Below are 15,138 nucleotides of genomic sequence, written 5' to 3' on the forward strand. Positions count from 1 at the left end.
CTTCTCCCGCGCAGCCGAGCGAGATGGGAGACGTGTGTCCGTCTTCCCCGGCTGGGGCATTCCCATTCAGTAGCTGGAACGGGGTTCTCGACGACAGAGATGCCAGCAGTTTCGATGCTACGTGCGGCGGCTACTCTGCGCGAGTAAGCAACTTCTGGCTGTTCGATCTGCCCATTCAAGGCTCGAATGCTGGCCGAGTGCTCACCTGGCAGCCTCTCGCCGGTTTGCTGCGAGCCACCGCTATTGCCTGGGAGCCTGATTGGGGCGTTGTCATGTCGCACGCTCACCGCGACATGGCCGAATCTCGTCGCGTTCCGAAATCTCCCTACATCGGATGGGCCACCTACCTTGCGCGGCAGCGGGGAGTAGTGCCTCCGATGCCCGCCCCCGCTCGCATCGAGCCCGTGGAAGATAAGGGCACTCTCATCGTCCTCACTCCAGAGCGCTTCACGGTCAGCAACTCGGAGCACGTGTCGCTGGCCGAGCGGGTGCAAGAGCTGCTCGACCGGGCGGGGCTGCTGAAGCCGCTCCAACCCCAGCCGTAGAGACGTGAGAGGCCGATGGCTCGGCCCCTCTGCGTTTCTGCTGCGCACTCGCGGGCTGGCGCCGCCAGGTGCTTCCGCACAGCCTCCCGGAGGGCGCGGGCACCACGCCCTCCGCTCTCAAGGCCACGGTGGAGTCTTCGGACGAGCAGTTCCTCCGCGGGCTGCCGGAGCGCATCGAACGGCTGCGCTCGATGTGCTCGTGAAGCGCCGTACACGCACAGTCCGGGACGCTGTCATGTGGCGAACATCGCGGGAGGTGACTGTCGTCTGGTGACCAGGGGCACCCATCCCGGGGGCTGCCCCGGTCCGCGTGGATGAATGAGAGCACCGCGCTGCCGAGAGGCGCGTCTGGCTGCATGCACCGCGCGGGCCCGCGGCACGCGCTCGGAGGTCTCCAGTTGAGCACTGTCTCCCCTGACGCGGAGCTGGAGTCCATCGAGGTGGACCTGCTCCTGGAGGGCGTGGCCCGGCAGTGGGGCTTCGACCTGCGCAGCCATGCCCGGCCGCTGCTGCTCCGGCGGCTGCGGTGGCACCTGCGCGAGGAGCGGCTGGATACCTTCTCCGCCCTCCAGGCCCGCGTGCTGCACGACGGAGAGGCCCTGGAGGGCCTGCTGCGGACGCTGTCCTGCACGCCGGCGTCGCTCTTCTCGGACCCGGCCTTCTTCCGGGACTTCCGCGCGCGGGTGGTGCCGGTGCTGCGCACCTGGCCGTCCGTGCGCGTGTGGCATGCCGGCTGCGGCACCGGCGAGGACACCTACGCCCTGGCCATCCTCCTCCTGGAGGAGGGGTTGTGGGGGAAGCGCCGGTTGTACGCGTCCGACTCCAGCGAGGGGCTGCTGGCGGACGCGCGCACCGGCGTGCTGCCGCTGCCCTCCGAGGGCGATGCGCGCCGGTACGTGGAGGGCGGGCGGCAAGGGCGCGCTGCGCGGTGGCCGCGTGGCGGTGGTGGGCAACGACTGGGAGGGGGGCGAGGGGCAGGAGGGCGAGGTGGCGCGCCTGTCGCCGGGCACCGTGGGAGCCTGGCTGGCGCGCCTGTGCTGGGCGCCGCGCGCCCGGGGGCTGCCATGAGCGGGCCGCCCACGCGCGAGCGCCTGCCGGCGGGCTTGCTCCCCCGAATGCACGGCCGCCCGGAGACAGTGCTGCTGGGCAGGCGCACCGGGAAGGCTCTCCTCCCGAGGAGGTGCCCGGCCGGACGGCCCTGACCCGCCCCGCAGGACGCTGAACATCGCGCGGCGGCAAATGGTTGACGCACCAATGAATATGGGCAAGGTGGGCTCGTGAGTGACGCCGGACTTCCCTCGCGGGTCCAGCGCTTCATCACCTCGCATATCGACTCCCTCGAGAAGCTGGAGGTGCTCCTCCTGCTTCGGGCTCGCGCGGAGAGGGAGTGGACGGCGTCGGCGGTGAGCCTGGAGCTGCGAATCACAGAATCCTCCGCGGCCGCGAGGCTGGCGGACCTCACTGCCCGCCGGCTGCTGGTGGACGACGGGGCCACGCCTCCGGCCTATCGCTACAGTCCCGCGAGCTCGGAGGACGTGCAGGCGGTGACGGAGCTGGCGGCGGTGTACGCAGCGAAGCGGGTGAGCGTCATTTCCTTCATCTTCTCGCGGCCCCTGGACAAGGTCCGGGGCTTCGCTGATGCCTTCGTGTTGAAGAAGGACAAGGACGGCGGCCATGGCTGAGGCGGTCTACATCCTCTGTGCGCTGACGGCGGTGGCGTGCGCGGTGCTGCTGCTCCGCGCCTACGGGCGCAGCCAGTCCCGGCTGCTGCTGTGGAGCGGCCTGTGCTTCGTGGGGCTGGGCGTCAGCAACATCATGCTCTTCATCGACCTGGTCGTGCTCTCCACCACGGTGGACCTGTACCTGCCCCGCGTGCTCACCACGCTGGCCAGCGTGTCCATCCTGCTCTACGGCCTCATCTGGGACGCCTCGTGAGGTAGCTCGCACATGCTCAGGTCCATGCTCAACGGTGCGTTGGCGATGGCGTGCCTGGCGAGCGCGCTGTTCTTCCTGCGCTTCTGGAAGCAGTCGCGCGACAGGCTCTTCTCCTTCTTCTCCCTGGCCTTCCTGCTGATGGCCGTCAACGCCGTGGCCGCCGCGCTGCTCGACGTGGGAGACGAGCGGCGCCACTACATCTACGTGGTCCGCCTCCTCGCCTTCCTCCTCATCCTCTACGCCATCTGGGACAAGAACCGCGCCGGCCGCGGCAGCGAGTAGCCCCTGTCCGGCACAGGACTGTCAGCGGTTCCTCGCGGAAACGTCACCTCCGGATTCCTCGAATTCGTGGAATACGCGCCTCCAGACCTTTCTGTTCCTGGAGGAGCACGGATGCGCCTGGACCGTCGTAATTTCCTTCGTCTCTCCGCGCTGGGTGGCGGCGCGCTGGCGTTGGGCCCGGGGTTCTGGAAGGAGGCCTATGCCGCGCCGGCCCAGCCGGGGCCGAGCCCGTACGGCGCCATGTCCGGCTCGCCGGACGTCAACGGGGTGCGGCTGCCCGCGGGCTTCACGTCTCGCATCATCGCCCGCTCGGGGCAGAACGTGGGCGGCACGACGTACAAGTGGCACTCGGCGCCGGACGGCGGGGCGTGCTTCGCGATGGCGGACGGGGGCTGGGTGTACACGTCCAACAGCGAGATGTCCTCGGGTGGCGGCGGCGTGAGCGCGGTGCGCTTCGACGGTGGCGGCGCGATTGCCGGCGCCTACCGCATCCTCTCCAACACCTCGCGCAACTGCGCGGGCGGGCCCACGCCGTGGGGCACGTGGCTGTCGTGCGAGGAGACCAGCAGCGGCCGGGTGTGGGAGTGCGACCCGACGAAGGCCTCGCAGGGCGTGGTGCGCGGGGCGATGGGGACCTTCAACCACGAGGCGGTGGCGGTGGACCCCGTGGGTCAGCGGCTGTACCTCACGGAGGACACCACCAGCGGGCGCTTCTACCGCTTCACGCCGTCCGCGTGGCCCTCGCTGGCGGCGGGCACGCTGGAGGCGGCGAAGGTGAATGGAGACCCGCTGGCCGGCACGGCCACGCTGACCTGGGTGGTGTGCTCGGCCTCCAGCCCCGCGTCCTCGCAGTCCTCGGTGGCGTCGAAGACGACGGTGTTCAACGGCGGCGAGGGCTGCTGGTACGACAGCGGCGTCATCTACTTCACCACCAAGGGTGACAACCGCGTGTGGGCCCACACGCCGGCCACCGGCGCGCTGGAGGTCATCTACGACGACAATCTCTATGCCGGCTCGCCGCTCACCGGCGTGGACAACGTCACGGTGTCGCGCTCGGGGGACCTCTTCGTCGCCGAGGACGGCGGCAACATGGAAATCTGCATCATCACCCCGGGCCCCAACCGGGTGGTGGCGCCCTTCATCAAGCTGGAGGGGCACTCCAGCTCCGAAATCTGCGGGCCGGCCTTCAGCCCGGACGGGCGGCGGCTGTACTTCAGCTCGCAGCGCGGCACCACCGGCTCGTCGAGCGGGGGCATCACCTTCGAGGTGAGCGGCCCGTTCCGCTGAGCCCCGGCCGGGCGCGCGCGGACGTCGTCCGGGGAACGCCGCGCGGGGGGCGCCGTGGCTCGCATTGCACGGTGCCTCGCGGCGGGGCGCATGGCCGCTTGACGGTGGCCGGGCGCTCCCGCAGAACCGGCGGCATATGGCCGCTTCCGCGCTTCCCCGCTTCACGCCGCGCCGCGCCCTGGGGCGCACCGGCTTCACCGCCACGGCGGTGGGCATCGGCGACATCGCCGACCGCTCCACGCCCCGAGAGACGCTCGTCGCCACGCTGCGCCGCGCGCTGGACGCCGGGCTCAACGTCATCGACACCGCGCCCAACTACGAGGAGGGCCTCAGCGAGGAGGCGGTGGGCGAGGCGCTGCGAGGCCGGCGCGAAGGCGTCTTCCTCATCGACAAGGTGGACGAGCACGACGCGCCGGTGGCGCCGCAGGTGGAGGGCAGCCTGCGGCGGCTCGGCCAGGACGCGGTGGACCTGTTCGTCTTCCACGCGGTGTCGGAGCTGGCGGCATGGGAGCGGCTGGCCGCGCCCGGCGGGGGCATGGAGCAGCTCGGCCGGTGCGTGCGCGAGGGCAAGGCGCGCTTCCGCGGCATCTCCAGCCACCACCCGGACGTGCTGCGCGCGGCGCTGCGCTCCGGGCTGTGTGACGTGGTGATGTTCCCCCTGGGGCCCTTCGTGGACGCGCGCTACGTGCTGGACGTGCTCCCGCTGGCGCGCTCGCTGGGCGTGGGCGTGGTGTCCTTCAAGACGTTCGGCGCGGGCAAGCTGCTGGGAGACACGGAGGGCTACGGCCGGCCGCTGGAGGCCCGGCCGCGGGGCAAGGTGGGCTCCGGTGGACGGGAGGACCGGGGCGCTCCGTCGCTGCCGCACCTGAGCGTGGAGGCGTGCGTGCGCTACACGCTCACCCTGGACCCGGACGTCATGCTGATGGGCATGAGCCACCCCAACGAGCAGGACGCGGCGCTGCGCGCGGCCGCCGCCTTCCAGCTCCTGTCCACGGAGGAGATGGCGCGGGTGCGCGAGCGGGCACGGGAGGCCATCCAGGGCAAGGGCGCCGTCTGGTGGGACCCGCCCGCCGCCGCCACCGGCGCGGGCTGAGCCGCCGGGGTGGGCCGGGATGCGGGGCGCATGCTCCGTACCGGCCCGGGAGGGCACCGCGCCGCCTTTCACGGACGGAAGGAGGAGGCGCCGGTTCGCCAGCGGACAGTCGGCTCGTACCCGGGGGCACGCGCCGTTGTCCGAGTCGCGAAGGCGTCATTATCTGGGGGGCCCATGTCGAGCCGCCCTCCGTCCTCCTCGCGGCCCGTGCTCGAGGCCGCTCCCCCGTCTTCCGCCTCCGGCGACGGTGGGGGTGTGTCCGCTCCGGAAGGGCCGGGAGGCTCCGGCGCCGGGCCCGTGAAGGTCCTCCGCGCCCGCGGCAATGGCGACGCGGAGGAGCGCATCGCGTTCCTCGCCAGCGCGGGGGAGTTGCTATCCGCGTCACTGGACTGGCGGACGGTGCTCCAGCAGCTGGCGGAGCTGACGGTGCCGGTGCTGGCGGACTGGTGCGCGGTGGACTTCCTCACCGACGACGGGCAGGTGGAGCGCGTGGCCGCGGCGCACCGCGAGTCCGGGAAGGTGGCGCTCATCCACGAGCTGGCGCACCTCCAGCCGCCGGACCTGGAGCCGCCGGAGCGCTGCTCCGAGGTATTGCGCACCGGTGAGCCGGTGCTCCTTCCGGAGGTGGCGGACTCGGTGCTGCCGGGCCTCGTGCGTACCGGCGAGCAGCTCGAGGTGGCCCGGCGGCTGGGCGTCAGCTCGGGCATCATCGTGCCCCTGCGGGGGCTCGGCCGGGCGCTGGGGGCCGTCTCGCTGGTGCGGAGCGACGCGGGCGCGCGCTTCAGCGAGGCGGACCTGGAGATGGCGCTGGAGCTGGCCCGCCGCGCCAGCCTGTCGGTGGACAACGCGCTGCTGTACGCGGAGGCCCGCGAGGCGCAGGTACGCACCGAGCGGCTGCAGGCCGTCACCGCGGCGCTGTCCCGCGCCGTCACCGCGGAGGAGGTGGCGGAGGTGGTGATGCGCGAGGGGCTGCGCCTCACCGGCGCGGTGCGCGGCGCCGTCCTCGAGCTGGGCCGGGAGGACGGCATCGAGGTGCGGGGCTCCTTCGGCTACTCGCCGGCCCTGCTCGACTCCCTACGGAGCGTGAAGGTGGGCGAGGCCCCCCTGCTGCGCCAGGCGCTGGAGCGGCGCGAATCGCTCTGGTTCTCCCACCAGGTGCCGGAGGCGTACGCGTCCGGCCTGTCGCGGGACGTCGCGGAGGCCCTGGGCGAGGGCGCGCGGGCCGTGCTCCCCCTGCTGGTGGAGAAGGGCAGCCGGGGGTTCCTGCTGCTCACCTGGGACACACCGCGCGCCTTCCCCTCGGTGGAGCGCGACTTCCTGAAGGCGCTGGCGTACCAGTGCGCGCAGGCGTTGGAGCGCGCGGCGCTGTACGAGGCGCTGCGCGAGCGGGGGGAGCGGCTCCACCATGCGCTGGAGATGGGGAAGGAGGCCGAGGAGCGGCTGTTCTTCCTGCTGGACGCGAGCCGCGCGCTGGCCGAGCACCTGGACGACGTGGAGTGGACGCTGGAGCACGTGGCGCGCGTGGCGGCGCACAGCGTGGCCACCTGCTGCCTGGTGGAGTTGGTGGGCCCGGACGGTGCCCTGCGCTGCGTGGCCGCCTCCCACCGGGACGCGGCGCGCGACGCGTTCGTGCTCTCCACGCTGTCGCCCTCGATGAGCGAGGGGACGCTGCACCCGGCGCGCGAGTGCTTCCAGACGGGCGAGACTCGCTACCTGCCGGAGGTGGGCGCGGACCTGCGCGAGCGCATGTGGCAGGGGCCGGAGCACCGGGCGCTGCTGGAGGCGCTGGACCCGCACTCGCTGCTCGCGGTGCCGGTGCGCACGCGCGGGCGCACGCTGGGCGTCATCACCCTGGGCACCGCACCGCCGCAGCGGCGGCTGGGCACCTCCGACGTCACCATGGCGGAGGAGTTGGCGAGGCGGGTGGCGGTGGCGCTGGAGAACGCGTCGCTGTACCGGGACGCGCAGGCGGCGGTGCGGCTGCGCGACGAGTTCCTCTCCGTGGCCAGCCACGAGTTGAAGACGCCGCTCACCAGCTTGAAGCTGCAGCACGGCCTCATCGACCGCGCGCTCGGCGAGGCGCGGGACAAGGTGGGGCCGCGGTTGTCCACCGCCATGCGGCAGGTGCACCGGCTCACCGCGCTGGTGGACAGCCTGCTGGACGTCAGCCGCATCTCCCTGGGACGGCTGGCGCTGGAGCCCACCGAGGTGGACCTGGGACAGGCGGTGCGCGACGCGGTGGACCGGATGGAGGAGGTGTTCATCCAGGCCGGGTGCTCGGTGCGGGTGGACGTGCCGGGGCCACTACCAGGCCGGTGGGATTTGCTGCGGCTGGACCAGGTGCTGGTGAATCTGCTGACCAACGCGGCGAAGTACGGCGCGGGCCGGCCCGTGCGGGTGGAGGCCACGCCCGAGGGAGAGGACGCGGTGCGGCTGTCGGTGAGCGACGAGGGCATCGGCATCGCCGCCGCGGACCTGCCGCGCCTGTTCGGCCGGTTCGAGCGCGCCGTGTCGGACCGGCACTACGGCGGGCTGGGCCTGGGGCTCTACATCAGCCGGCAGATTGTCGACGCCATGGGCGGACGCATCGAGGTGGAGAGCCGCGAGGGCGTGGGCTCCGTCTTCACCGTGCGGCTGCCGCGCGGGACTCCTCGTGGAGGAGGGTGAGCCCTTGGACCTCGAAGTCTACCCCACCCGCGCCCGCCAGACCCACGGAGTGAGCCTGGCGGGCTGGAGCGTCAGCGAGGCTCGGGCTGGGGCCCGCGAGGGGGCGGGCCCTGCTGCTGGAGCGCGTGGTACTCCGCGTCGTCGAAGACGCGGGAGCGGATGAGGAAGCGCACGCCCTCGGGGGCTTCCACGGAGAAGCCGCTGCCGCGTCCCGGCACCACGTCCACCGTCAGGTGCGTGTGCTGCCAGTACTCGAACTGCGGCCCGGAGATGTAGAAGGGCGTGTCGACGATGGTGCCGAGGTACACGTCCTGCTGCCCCACGCGGAACTCACCGCGTGGGAAGCACATGGGCGCGCTGCCGTCGCAGCAGCCTCCCGACTGGTGGAACAGCAGCGGGCCGTGCACCTCCCGCAGCCTGCGCAGGAGGGCCTCCGCCGCCGCTGTCACCGCGACGCGCTCCACGGTCATCAGAACAGGCCCGTGGGCTTCGGGTCGTAGCTCACCAGCATGTTCTTCGTGTGCTGGTAGTGCGACAGCATCATCCCGTGGTTCTCCCGGCCGATGCCGGACTGCTTGTACCCGCCGAACGCCGCGTGCGCCGGATACAGGTGGTAGCAGTTCACCCAGACGCGGCCCGCCTGGATGCCCCGGCCCATACGGTACGCGGTGTTCTGGTCGCGCGTCCACACGCCCGCGCCCAGCCCGTACAGCGTGTCGTTCGCCGTGGCCAGCGCCTCCTCCATGTCCTTGAAGCGCGTCACCGACACCACCGGGCCGAAGATTTCCTCCTGGAAGATGCGCATCCGGTTGTGGCCCTCGAACACCGTGGGCTCCACGTAGTAGCCCTCGGCCAGCGCGCCCGGCAGCACCTTGCGGCCGCCGCCCGTGAGCACCTTCGCGCCCTCCTTCTTGCCGATGTCGATGTACGAGAGAATCTTCTCGAGCTGGTCATTGGACGCCTGCGCGCCCACCTGTGTCGCGGTGTCCAGCGGGTTGCCCTGCACCAGCTTGCGCGTGCGCTCCAGCGCGTGGTGCATGAACTCCTCGTAGATGCGCTCGGCCACCAGCGCGCGGGACGGGCAGGTGCACACCTCGCCCTGGTTGAGGGCGAACATGGTGAAGCCCTCCACCGCCTTGCGCGCGAAGTCGTCGTCCTTGTCGAACACGTCCTCGAAGAAGACGTTGGGGGACTTGCCGCCCAGCTCCAGCGTCACGGGGATGAGGTTCTCGGACGCGTACTGCATGATGAGCCGGCCCGTCGTCGTCTCGCCGGTGAAGGCCACCTTCGCCACGCGCTTGCTGCTGGCCAGCGGCTTGCCGGCTTCGATGCCGTAGCCGTTCACCACGTTCACCACGCCGGGAGGCAGCAGGTCTCCCACCAGCTCCATCAGCAGGAGGATGGAGGAGGGCGTCTGCTCGGCGGGCTTGAGCACCACGCAGTTGCCCGCGGCCAGCGCCGGGGCCAGCTTCCACGTGGCCATCAGCAGCGGGAAGTTCCAGGGGATGATCTGCCCCACCACGCCCAGCGGCTCGTGGAAGTGGTACGCCACCGTGTGGTCATCGAGCTGGCTGATGTTGCCTTCCTGCGCGCGGATGGCGCCGGCGAAGTAGCGGAAGTGGTCGATGGCCAGCGGCAGGTCCGCGGCGAGCGTCTCGCGCACCGGCTTGCCGTTCTCCCAGCACTCGGCCACCGCCAGCATCTCCAGGTTCTGTTCGATGCGGTCGGCCACCTTGTTGAGGATGTTGGCGCGCTCGGCCACCGAGGTGCGGCTCCACGCCTCCTTCGCCCGGTGCGCGGCATCCAGCGCCTTCTCCACGTCCTCGTGGGTGGAGCGCGCCACCTCGCAGAACGGCTTGCCATTCACCGGGCTGAGGTTCTCGAAGTACTGGCCCTTCACCGGTGGGACGAAGTCACCACCGATGTAGTTGCCGTACCGGTTCTTGAACTGCACCAGGCTGCCCTTCTGTCCCGGAGCCTCATAGACCTTCGACATGCGCGACCTCCCGCATCGGTGGCGTGGGTGAGGGCTGGGAGGATAGGTGGGTGCGCCAGTGGAACGTCACCGGCCCTGGAGGGCCGGTTCTCGTTCGGAAGTCACCAGTCGCGGCGCGTCACGGCGGAGAGGCACGTCCACGCTCAGTGAGGTGAGCCCGCCACCCTCCGTCCGCGCCTGTTGCTCCACCCCAAAGTCACCGCTCCAGGCTCACGATTGCGGAGCACCTCGCCGTGAGCTGGGGAACAATGCCGCCCCCCATGGTGACTCCAGTGACGACGCCCGGGCCCTCGCGGGTGCCGCCCACGTCGAAGGTGCTCTCGGTCTCCGCGCTGCGAAAGGCATACGGCAACACGGTCGCCGTCGACGGCGTCTCTTTCGACGTGGGCCGGGGCGAGATTGTCGGGCTGCTCGGGCCCAACGGCGCGGGGAAGACCACGACCATCAACATGCTGCTCGGCGTGCTGGAGCCGACCTCCGGCGCCATCCGCATCGAGGACGTGGACCTCGCCCGGCAGCGCTCGGCGGCGCTCGAACGCACCAACTTCGCCGCCGTCTACTCGCCCCTGCCGGGAAACCTCACCGTGTACCAGAACCTGCGCGTCTTCGGCCTCATCTACGGCGTGAAGTCCCTGTCCGCGCGCATCGCCGAGCTGCTGGAGGAGTTCGACCTGGTGCGCTTCCGCGACACGCGCTGCGGCGTGCTCTCCTCGGGCGAGCAGACGCGCGTGGCCCTGGCCAAGGCCATGCTCAACCGCCCGCACCTGCTGCTCCTCGACGAGCCCACCGCTTCGCTGGACCCCGCCACCGCGCGCGACATCCGCGCCCGCATCCGCGGCTTCGCCGCGCACGGCACCGGCGGTGTCCTGTGGACGTCCCACAACATGTACGAGGTGGAGGAGGTCTGCCACCGCGTGCTCTTCCTGTCGCACGGCAAGGTCCTCCTGGAGGGAGACCCGCGCACGCTGCCGGGCGAGCACGGCAAGGCGTCCCTCGAGGAGCTCTTCATCGCCGTGGCGCGCGAGCCGCTTTCGCTGGAGAGGGTCTGAGCCATGCGCCCACGCCGCGCCGCCGCCGTCGCGCTCCGCCACTTCTACCTGTTGAAGGGGAGCGTCGCGCGCTTCCTGCCGCTCTTCGCGTGGGTGGCCATCGACATGGTGCTGTGGGGCTTCATGAGCCGCTACCTCAACACCGTCGCCACGCCCGGACTCGACTTCGTCCACAGGCTGCTGGGGGCCGTGCTCCTCTGGGACTTCTTCACGCGCGTCATGCAGGGCGTGACGATGGTGTTCTTCGAGGACGTGTGGTCCCGCAACTTCCTCAACGTCTTCGCCACGCCGCTGTCCATCTCCGAGTACGTCTGCGGGCTCGTGCTCTCCACCATCGCCACCAGCGCGGTGGGGCTCGCGGTGATGCTGGTGCTGGCGACCGCCGTCTTCGGCCTGTCCTTCGCCGCCTATGGGGCGATGTTCGTGCCCTTCCTGGCGGTGCTCTTCCTGTTCGGTGTGGCCATCGGCATCTTCGGCTGCGCGCTGGTGCTGCGGCTCGGGCCGGCCTCGGAGTGGTTCGTCTGGCCCATCCCCGCGCTCATCTCCCCCTTCGCCGGCGTCTTCTACCCGCTGTCCACGCTGCCCGAGTGGATGCGGCACGTGGCCCGGCTCCTGCCGCCTTCGTACGTGTTCGAGGGGATGCGCGCGCTCGTCTCCGGCGGCGCCTTCTCCGGGAGTGCGCTGCTGTGGGGTGGAGGGCTCGCCGTGGTGCAGGTACTGCTCGCGAGTGCGTTCTTCTCGCGCGTCCACCGACATGCCGTACGCACGGGCCTCATTGCCCGCTACAGCGCCGAAAGTGTGAGCTAAGGGTTCATTTTTCCAGCGAATCCTTGCGAGCCGGGCGCGTGGCCGCTGGTGGGTCAAGAAGGTCTATACTGGGTCACGATTCACCGGCGGGGGGCAGGCACCTGGATTGGCCGCGATGCGGCTCCGGACGCGACGCTCACACCGCTGCCCCGCGGGGCATCCGGGAGTGAAGTCTCGGATGGCGCGGATGGCGGCAGGGGGCCCCGGGCGCCGGGTAACACCCTGACACCTGTAACAGGAGAACAGTATGCGACCTCTCAAGCTCATTTCCTCTTCCGCCGCGATGGTGGCCCTCTGCACGCTGCTCGCGGGGGGATGCGGTGGCTCGCCCCAGACTGGCGACGAGCAGGCCCCGACCGACCCGCAGAGCGGCGGGCTGAACAGCGCGCCCGGCTCCGCCGAAGGCGAGGAGGGCAACGGCAACGGCGGTGGAATCGCGAGGGACCCGAGCAAGGTCACCATCTGCCACATCCCCCCCGGTAACCCGGCCAACGCGCACAGCATCACCGTGGGCCTGCCCGCGGTGAAGGCGCACCTGAAGCACGGTGACACCCTGGGCGCCTGTGGCAGCGACGGCGGCACCGGCGAGGTGGACGCGGGCACCGGCGAGGTGGACGCGGGCACCGGCGAGACGGACGCGGGTACCGGTGGGACGGACGCGGGCACCGGCGAGGTGGATGCGGGCACGGGCTCCGAGTGCGCGCCGGTGGGCAGCACCTGCGGCGGCGGCGTGGTCTGCTGCGACGGGCTGACCTGCTCGTCCGAGGGCTACTGCGAGCCCATCATCGGCTGATGCCCCACCGGGCACCTCCCTGTCAGGTAGTGGACAGGGAGGTCCCAGCGCCCGCGTTCCCGGTGAACGCGGGCGCGTTGGTCACGGACGCCTGTTCCGGGCGCCCGCTCGGGTCCATCCCGTGGCGCGCTGTAGCGCCGCGCGTGGGTGGGCCTTTTTTCCGTGAAAGCCGCGTGAAGCCAGAGGCTTCCGCATCGCCAGGCCGGGGCTCCGCGTGATGCCAGGCCCGCGCCGCGCACCCCTTGCGCCCGCGTGGAGGCAGCGCGCGACAGGACCCGGCTTCCAGCTCTTTCCCAGGTGCCGGGGCTCCACGGGGCCAATCGCACCGTGTTCCGCCCAACAAACCGCTTCCAGCGCGTTATCTGGGAGGTGGGAAGGAAGTCGTGCTGGAGGGAGGCTGGCGGTAATGTTTTCAACCGGCTGGCTGAAGTTTCTGCCGTCGGAAAGGGGGGCGTCATGGGACCTACAGGGAGGAGTTGCTCCCGTCACTGTCCGAAATCCGAAGCAGATCAACGCCTTGCCGTGAAGCCCCGGCGCGAGCGGATTTGAATCCCTCGTGGCACGTGCCTCGCATTGGTACCCAATCGCCCCGCTGTTCCCCGCTCCTTCCAACATCCCCGGTCCGTGTTCTCCCACCCCGCCATCGCCGCCTGTTCCTGTGTGCCCGCCCACACCGACCTGAGCGAGTGCCCCACGTGGGTACGCGCGCATCGGGACACGCCGGTGGACGGGGGCACGATGCTGTTCGCGGGGACGCCTCCCGCGGGTGTCGTCGCGGTGCCGGCCACGCCCGTGCCCACGCCCTCCCAGCTCGTGGGCAAGCAGCTCGGCCACTTCCGGCTGCTGAAGGAGCTGGGCCGCGGCGGGATGGGCACGGTGTTGCTGGCCGAGCACGCCCTCATCCAGAAGCGCGTGGCCATCAAGGTGCTGCACGCGCACCTGGCGCAGGACCCGGACCTCGTCGCGCGCTTCCTGTCCGAGGCGCGCACGATGACGCTCGTCCAGCACGAGAATGTCGTCACGCTCTACGATTTGGACACGCGCGACGGGCGCCCCTACCTCGTCATGGAGTACCTGGAGGGGCAGAGCCTGGCGGCCTTCGCGCAGGGGGCGCTGGAGCCGGCGCTGGCGGTGGACCTGCTGACGCAGGTGTGTGACGCGCTGGGCGCCGCGCACGCGCACGGCATCGTCCACCGCGACCTCAAGCCCGCCAACGTCTTCCTGGTGCCGGGCCCGCAGGGGCGCCAGCGGGTGAAGCTGCTGGACTTCGGCATCGCCAAGCTGCTGTCTCGGCCCGCGGGCCAGATGACCACGGAAGCGGGCATCCTGCTGGGCACGCCGGAGTTCATGGCGCCGGAGCAGTGCAGTGACGCGCCGGTGGACGCGCGCACGGACATCTACGCGGCGGGCGTGCTGGGCTACTACCTCGTCACCGGGAAGGTGCCCTTCGCGGGGCGCACGGCGGCGGAGGTGTTGGTGGGGCACCTGCAGCGCACGCCCGTGCCGCCGCACCAGGTGAAGCCCGGCGTGCCTCCGGCCCTGTCGCGCGTGCTCCTGCGCGCACTGGCCAAGCGCCCCGAGGACCGCTACGCCAGCGCCGCGGAGCTGCGCGAGGCCCTCGTCGCGTCGCTCACCGCCGCGCCGGAGGAGCCCGCGGCGCCCGTCACCTTCACCGCGCGGGTACGCGTGGCGGGCACGACGCACTCGCAGGAGCTGCGCTGCGAGTGGATGGGCCGCGCCGGCCTCTTCCTGCACTCGGAGGCGGCGCCCCCGCCGCTGCTGTCCGACGTGGGGCTGCTGCTGCGGCTGCCCGGCGGCGAGCTGGCCTGCACGGGCCAGGTGGTGCGCCACGTCACCGCGGAGCAGGCCCGCGCGTGGCGCATGGCCTCCGGCTTCGGCGTGCAGCTTCGCGACAGCTCGCCCGCGTTCCAGGAGGCCCTGACGCGGATGAAGTCCGGCGCGCGGCTGGAGCCGCCCACGCCGGTGCCGGTCTCCGTCTCCGGGCAGGAGGACGCCGTGGCGGAGAGCACCCTCAAGGGGTTCCGCTCCCGGCTGACGGGGGACCACTACTCCGCGCTGGAAGTGCCCCGCGACGCCACGCACGAGACGGTACGGGCCGCCGCCCAGAAGGCGCGCGCGGCGCTGGAGCCGCTGAAGACGCGCACCCTGTCCATGGGGCAGCGCGCCCAGCTCGAGAAGGCAGAGGAGCGGGTGTCGGCGGCCTTCCACGTGCTGGGCCACGTGGAGCGGCGCGCGGAGTACGACGCGACGCTGGGCAACGTGGAGGGCGTGGAGCGCTGCCTCGCCGCCGGCCTCACCGTCACCGCCCTGGAGGGTTGCCGCCGCCGCTTCCTCGCCGCCCACCCGGGACGGGACGGCCGCGCCGCCGTCCACCGGCTGTCCGGGGACGCGCTCGCGTCCGTGGGGCGGATGGAGGAGGCGCTCGCCGCCTACGAGTCCGCGGTGCGCACGGACCCGCTGGACCTGGAGGGGCTCAAGCGCTGGCGCTCCCTCCGCGCCCGGCTGCGTGGCAACACGCCCGCTCCCCGTCCCCGGTAGGCGCGGGGGACGCGCCTGTTCCGGCCGATGCGGGTGACGCGCCTGCTCCGGCCGATGCGGGTGACGCGCCTGCTCCGGCCGATGGGGGCGATGAGCCTGGCTCCTGGTGGCCCAGCCGGGCACAC

Annotated in this window: 15 protein-coding genes; 13 read left to right on the forward strand and 2 right to left on the reverse strand. The window is 71.6% G+C overall.

Going from position 1 to position 15,138, the window contains the following annotated elements; translation table 11 throughout:
- Positions 1-23: 23 nt before the first annotated feature.
- The 9 genes from K8638_RS19655 (at position 24) to K8638_RS19690 (ending at position 7,809) form a co-directional block, all read left to right on the forward strand.
- Positions 24-545 carry an immunity 52 family protein gene (locus K8638_RS19655; protein WP_223756092.1) on the forward strand — a complete coding sequence of 174 codons (522 nt, stop codon included), beginning with the start codon at positions 24-26 and terminating at the stop codon, positions 543-545.
- A gap of 68 nt (positions 546-613) precedes the next feature.
- The gene (locus tag K8638_RS44580) at positions 614-748 is read left to right on the forward strand and encodes a hypothetical protein (RefSeq protein ID WP_255662803.1); all 135 of its coding nucleotides are present in this window, start codon (positions 614-616) and stop codon (positions 746-748) included.
- Between the two features lie 195 nt (positions 749-943).
- The gene (locus tag K8638_RS19660; RefSeq protein ID WP_223756093.1) at positions 944-1,747 is read left to right on the forward strand and encodes a CheR family methyltransferase; all 804 of its coding nucleotides are present in this window, start codon (positions 944-946) and stop codon (positions 1,745-1,747) included.
- 75 nt (positions 1,748-1,822) lie between these two features.
- Positions 1,823-2,227, forward strand: coding sequence for a hypothetical protein (locus K8638_RS19665; RefSeq protein ID WP_223756094.1), 405 nt, complete (start codon positions 1,823-1,825; stop codon positions 2,225-2,227).
- Positions 2,220-2,480, forward strand: a complete 261-nt coding sequence (locus tag K8638_RS19670) for a DUF5985 family protein (protein WP_223756095.1) — start codon at positions 2,220-2,222, stop codon at positions 2,478-2,480. The genes K8638_RS19665 and K8638_RS19670 overlap by 8 nt, the downstream gene beginning before the upstream one ends.
- A gap of 12 nt (positions 2,481-2,492) precedes the next feature.
- Positions 2,493-2,762 carry a DUF5985 family protein gene (locus K8638_RS19675; protein ID WP_223756096.1) on the forward strand — a complete coding sequence of 90 codons (270 nt, stop codon included), beginning with the start codon at positions 2,493-2,495 and terminating at the stop codon, positions 2,760-2,762.
- A gap of 111 nt (positions 2,763-2,873) precedes the next feature.
- On the forward strand, positions 2,874-4,049 hold the full coding sequence (locus tag K8638_RS19680) for an alkaline phosphatase PhoX (RefSeq protein ID WP_223756097.1): 1,176 nt from the start codon (positions 2,874-2,876) through the stop codon (positions 4,047-4,049).
- Positions 4,050-4,185: 136 nt separating this feature from the next.
- Positions 4,186-5,142 carry an aldo/keto reductase gene (locus K8638_RS19685; RefSeq protein ID WP_223756098.1) on the forward strand — a complete coding sequence of 319 codons (957 nt, stop codon included), beginning with the start codon at positions 4,186-4,188 and terminating at the stop codon, positions 5,140-5,142.
- Positions 5,143-5,316: 174 nt separating this feature from the next.
- Positions 5,317-7,809, forward strand: a complete 2,493-nt coding sequence (locus tag K8638_RS19690; RefSeq protein ID WP_223756099.1) for a GAF domain-containing protein — start codon at positions 5,317-5,319, stop codon at positions 7,807-7,809.
- Between the two features lie 71 nt (positions 7,810-7,880).
- On the opposite strand, the gene K8638_RS19695 is transcribed toward K8638_RS19690, so the two are convergent.
- Positions 7,881-8,279, reverse strand: a complete 399-nt coding sequence (locus tag K8638_RS19695) for a DUF779 domain-containing protein (protein ID WP_223756100.1) — start codon at positions 8,277-8,279, stop codon at positions 7,881-7,883.
- The gene (locus tag K8638_RS19700) at positions 8,279-9,805 is read right to left on the reverse strand and encodes an aldehyde dehydrogenase family protein (protein ID WP_223756101.1); all 1,527 of its coding nucleotides are present in this window, start codon (positions 9,803-9,805) and stop codon (positions 8,279-8,281) included. Before K8638_RS19700 ends, K8638_RS19695 begins: the two co-directional genes overlap by 1 nt.
- A gap of 260 nt (positions 9,806-10,065) precedes the next feature.
- Here K8638_RS19700 and K8638_RS19705 point away from each other — a divergent pair, with 260 nt between their 5' ends.
- The 4 genes from K8638_RS19705 to K8638_RS19720 all read left to right on the forward strand — a co-directional run bounded on the left by K8638_RS19705 (position 10,066) and on the right by K8638_RS19720 (position 15,013).
- A complete protein-coding gene (locus K8638_RS19705; RefSeq protein ID WP_223756102.1) occupies positions 10,066-10,854 on the forward strand; it encodes an ABC transporter ATP-binding protein in 789 nt (262 codons plus the stop codon).
- Between the two features lie 3 nt (positions 10,855-10,857).
- Positions 10,858-11,661 (forward strand): ABC transporter permease, encoded by an 804-nt coding sequence (locus tag K8638_RS19710; RefSeq protein ID WP_223756103.1) that lies wholly within the window; start codon positions 10,858-10,860, stop codon positions 11,659-11,661.
- Positions 11,662-11,908: 247 nt separating this feature from the next.
- Entirely contained in the window at positions 11,909-12,454 is a 546-nt protein-coding gene (locus K8638_RS19715; RefSeq protein WP_223756104.1) for a hypothetical protein, read from the forward strand.
- Positions 12,455-13,078: 624 nt separating this feature from the next.
- Positions 13,079-15,013, forward strand: coding sequence for a serine/threonine-protein kinase (locus K8638_RS19720; RefSeq protein WP_223756105.1), 1,935 nt, complete (start codon positions 13,079-13,081; stop codon positions 15,011-15,013).
- The last annotated feature ends 125 nt before the right edge of the window (positions 15,014-15,138 follow it).

This window comes from Myxococcus sp. RHSTA-1-4, assembly GCF_020037125.1.
GTDB lineage: Bacteria > Myxococcota > Myxococcia > Myxococcales > Myxococcaceae > Myxococcus.

What these genes read in the sequence shown, in the direction of transcription:
- K8638_RS19655 (WP_223756092.1), top strand. Translation starts at nt 24, where the DNA reads ATGGGAGACGTGTGTCCGTCTTCCCCGGCTGGGGCATTCCCATTCAGT.
- K8638_RS19670 (WP_223756095.1), top strand. Translation starts at nt 2,220, where the DNA reads ATGGCTGAGGCGGTCTACATCCTCTGTGCGCTGACGGCGGTGGCGTGC.
- K8638_RS19675 (WP_223756096.1), top strand. Translation starts at nt 2,493, where the DNA reads ATGCTCAGGTCCATGCTCAACGGTGCGTTGGCGATGGCGTGCCTGGCG.
- K8638_RS19680 (WP_223756097.1), top strand. Translation starts at nt 2,874, where the DNA reads ATGCGCCTGGACCGTCGTAATTTCCTTCGTCTCTCCGCGCTGGGTGGC.
- K8638_RS19685 (WP_223756098.1), top strand. Translation starts at nt 4,186, where the DNA reads ATGGCCGCTTCCGCGCTTCCCCGCTTCACGCCGCGCCGCGCCCTGGGG.
- K8638_RS19690 (WP_223756099.1), top strand. Translation starts at nt 5,317, where the DNA reads ATGTCGAGCCGCCCTCCGTCCTCCTCGCGGCCCGTGCTCGAGGCCGCT.
- K8638_RS19695 (WP_223756100.1), bottom strand. Translation starts at nt 8,279, where the DNA reads ATGACCGTGGAGCGCGTCGCGGTGACAGCGGCGGCGGAGGCCCTCCTG.
- K8638_RS19700 (WP_223756101.1), bottom strand. Translation starts at nt 9,805, where the DNA reads ATGTCGAAGGTCTATGAGGCTCCGGGACAGAAGGGCAGCCTGGTGCAG.
- K8638_RS19705 (WP_223756102.1), top strand. Translation starts at nt 10,066, where the DNA reads ATGGTGACTCCAGTGACGACGCCCGGGCCCTCGCGGGTGCCGCCCACG.
- K8638_RS19710 (WP_223756103.1), top strand. Translation starts at nt 10,858, where the DNA reads ATGCGCCCACGCCGCGCCGCCGCCGTCGCGCTCCGCCACTTCTACCTG.
- K8638_RS19715 (WP_223756104.1), top strand. Translation starts at nt 11,909, where the DNA reads ATGCGACCTCTCAAGCTCATTTCCTCTTCCGCCGCGATGGTGGCCCTC.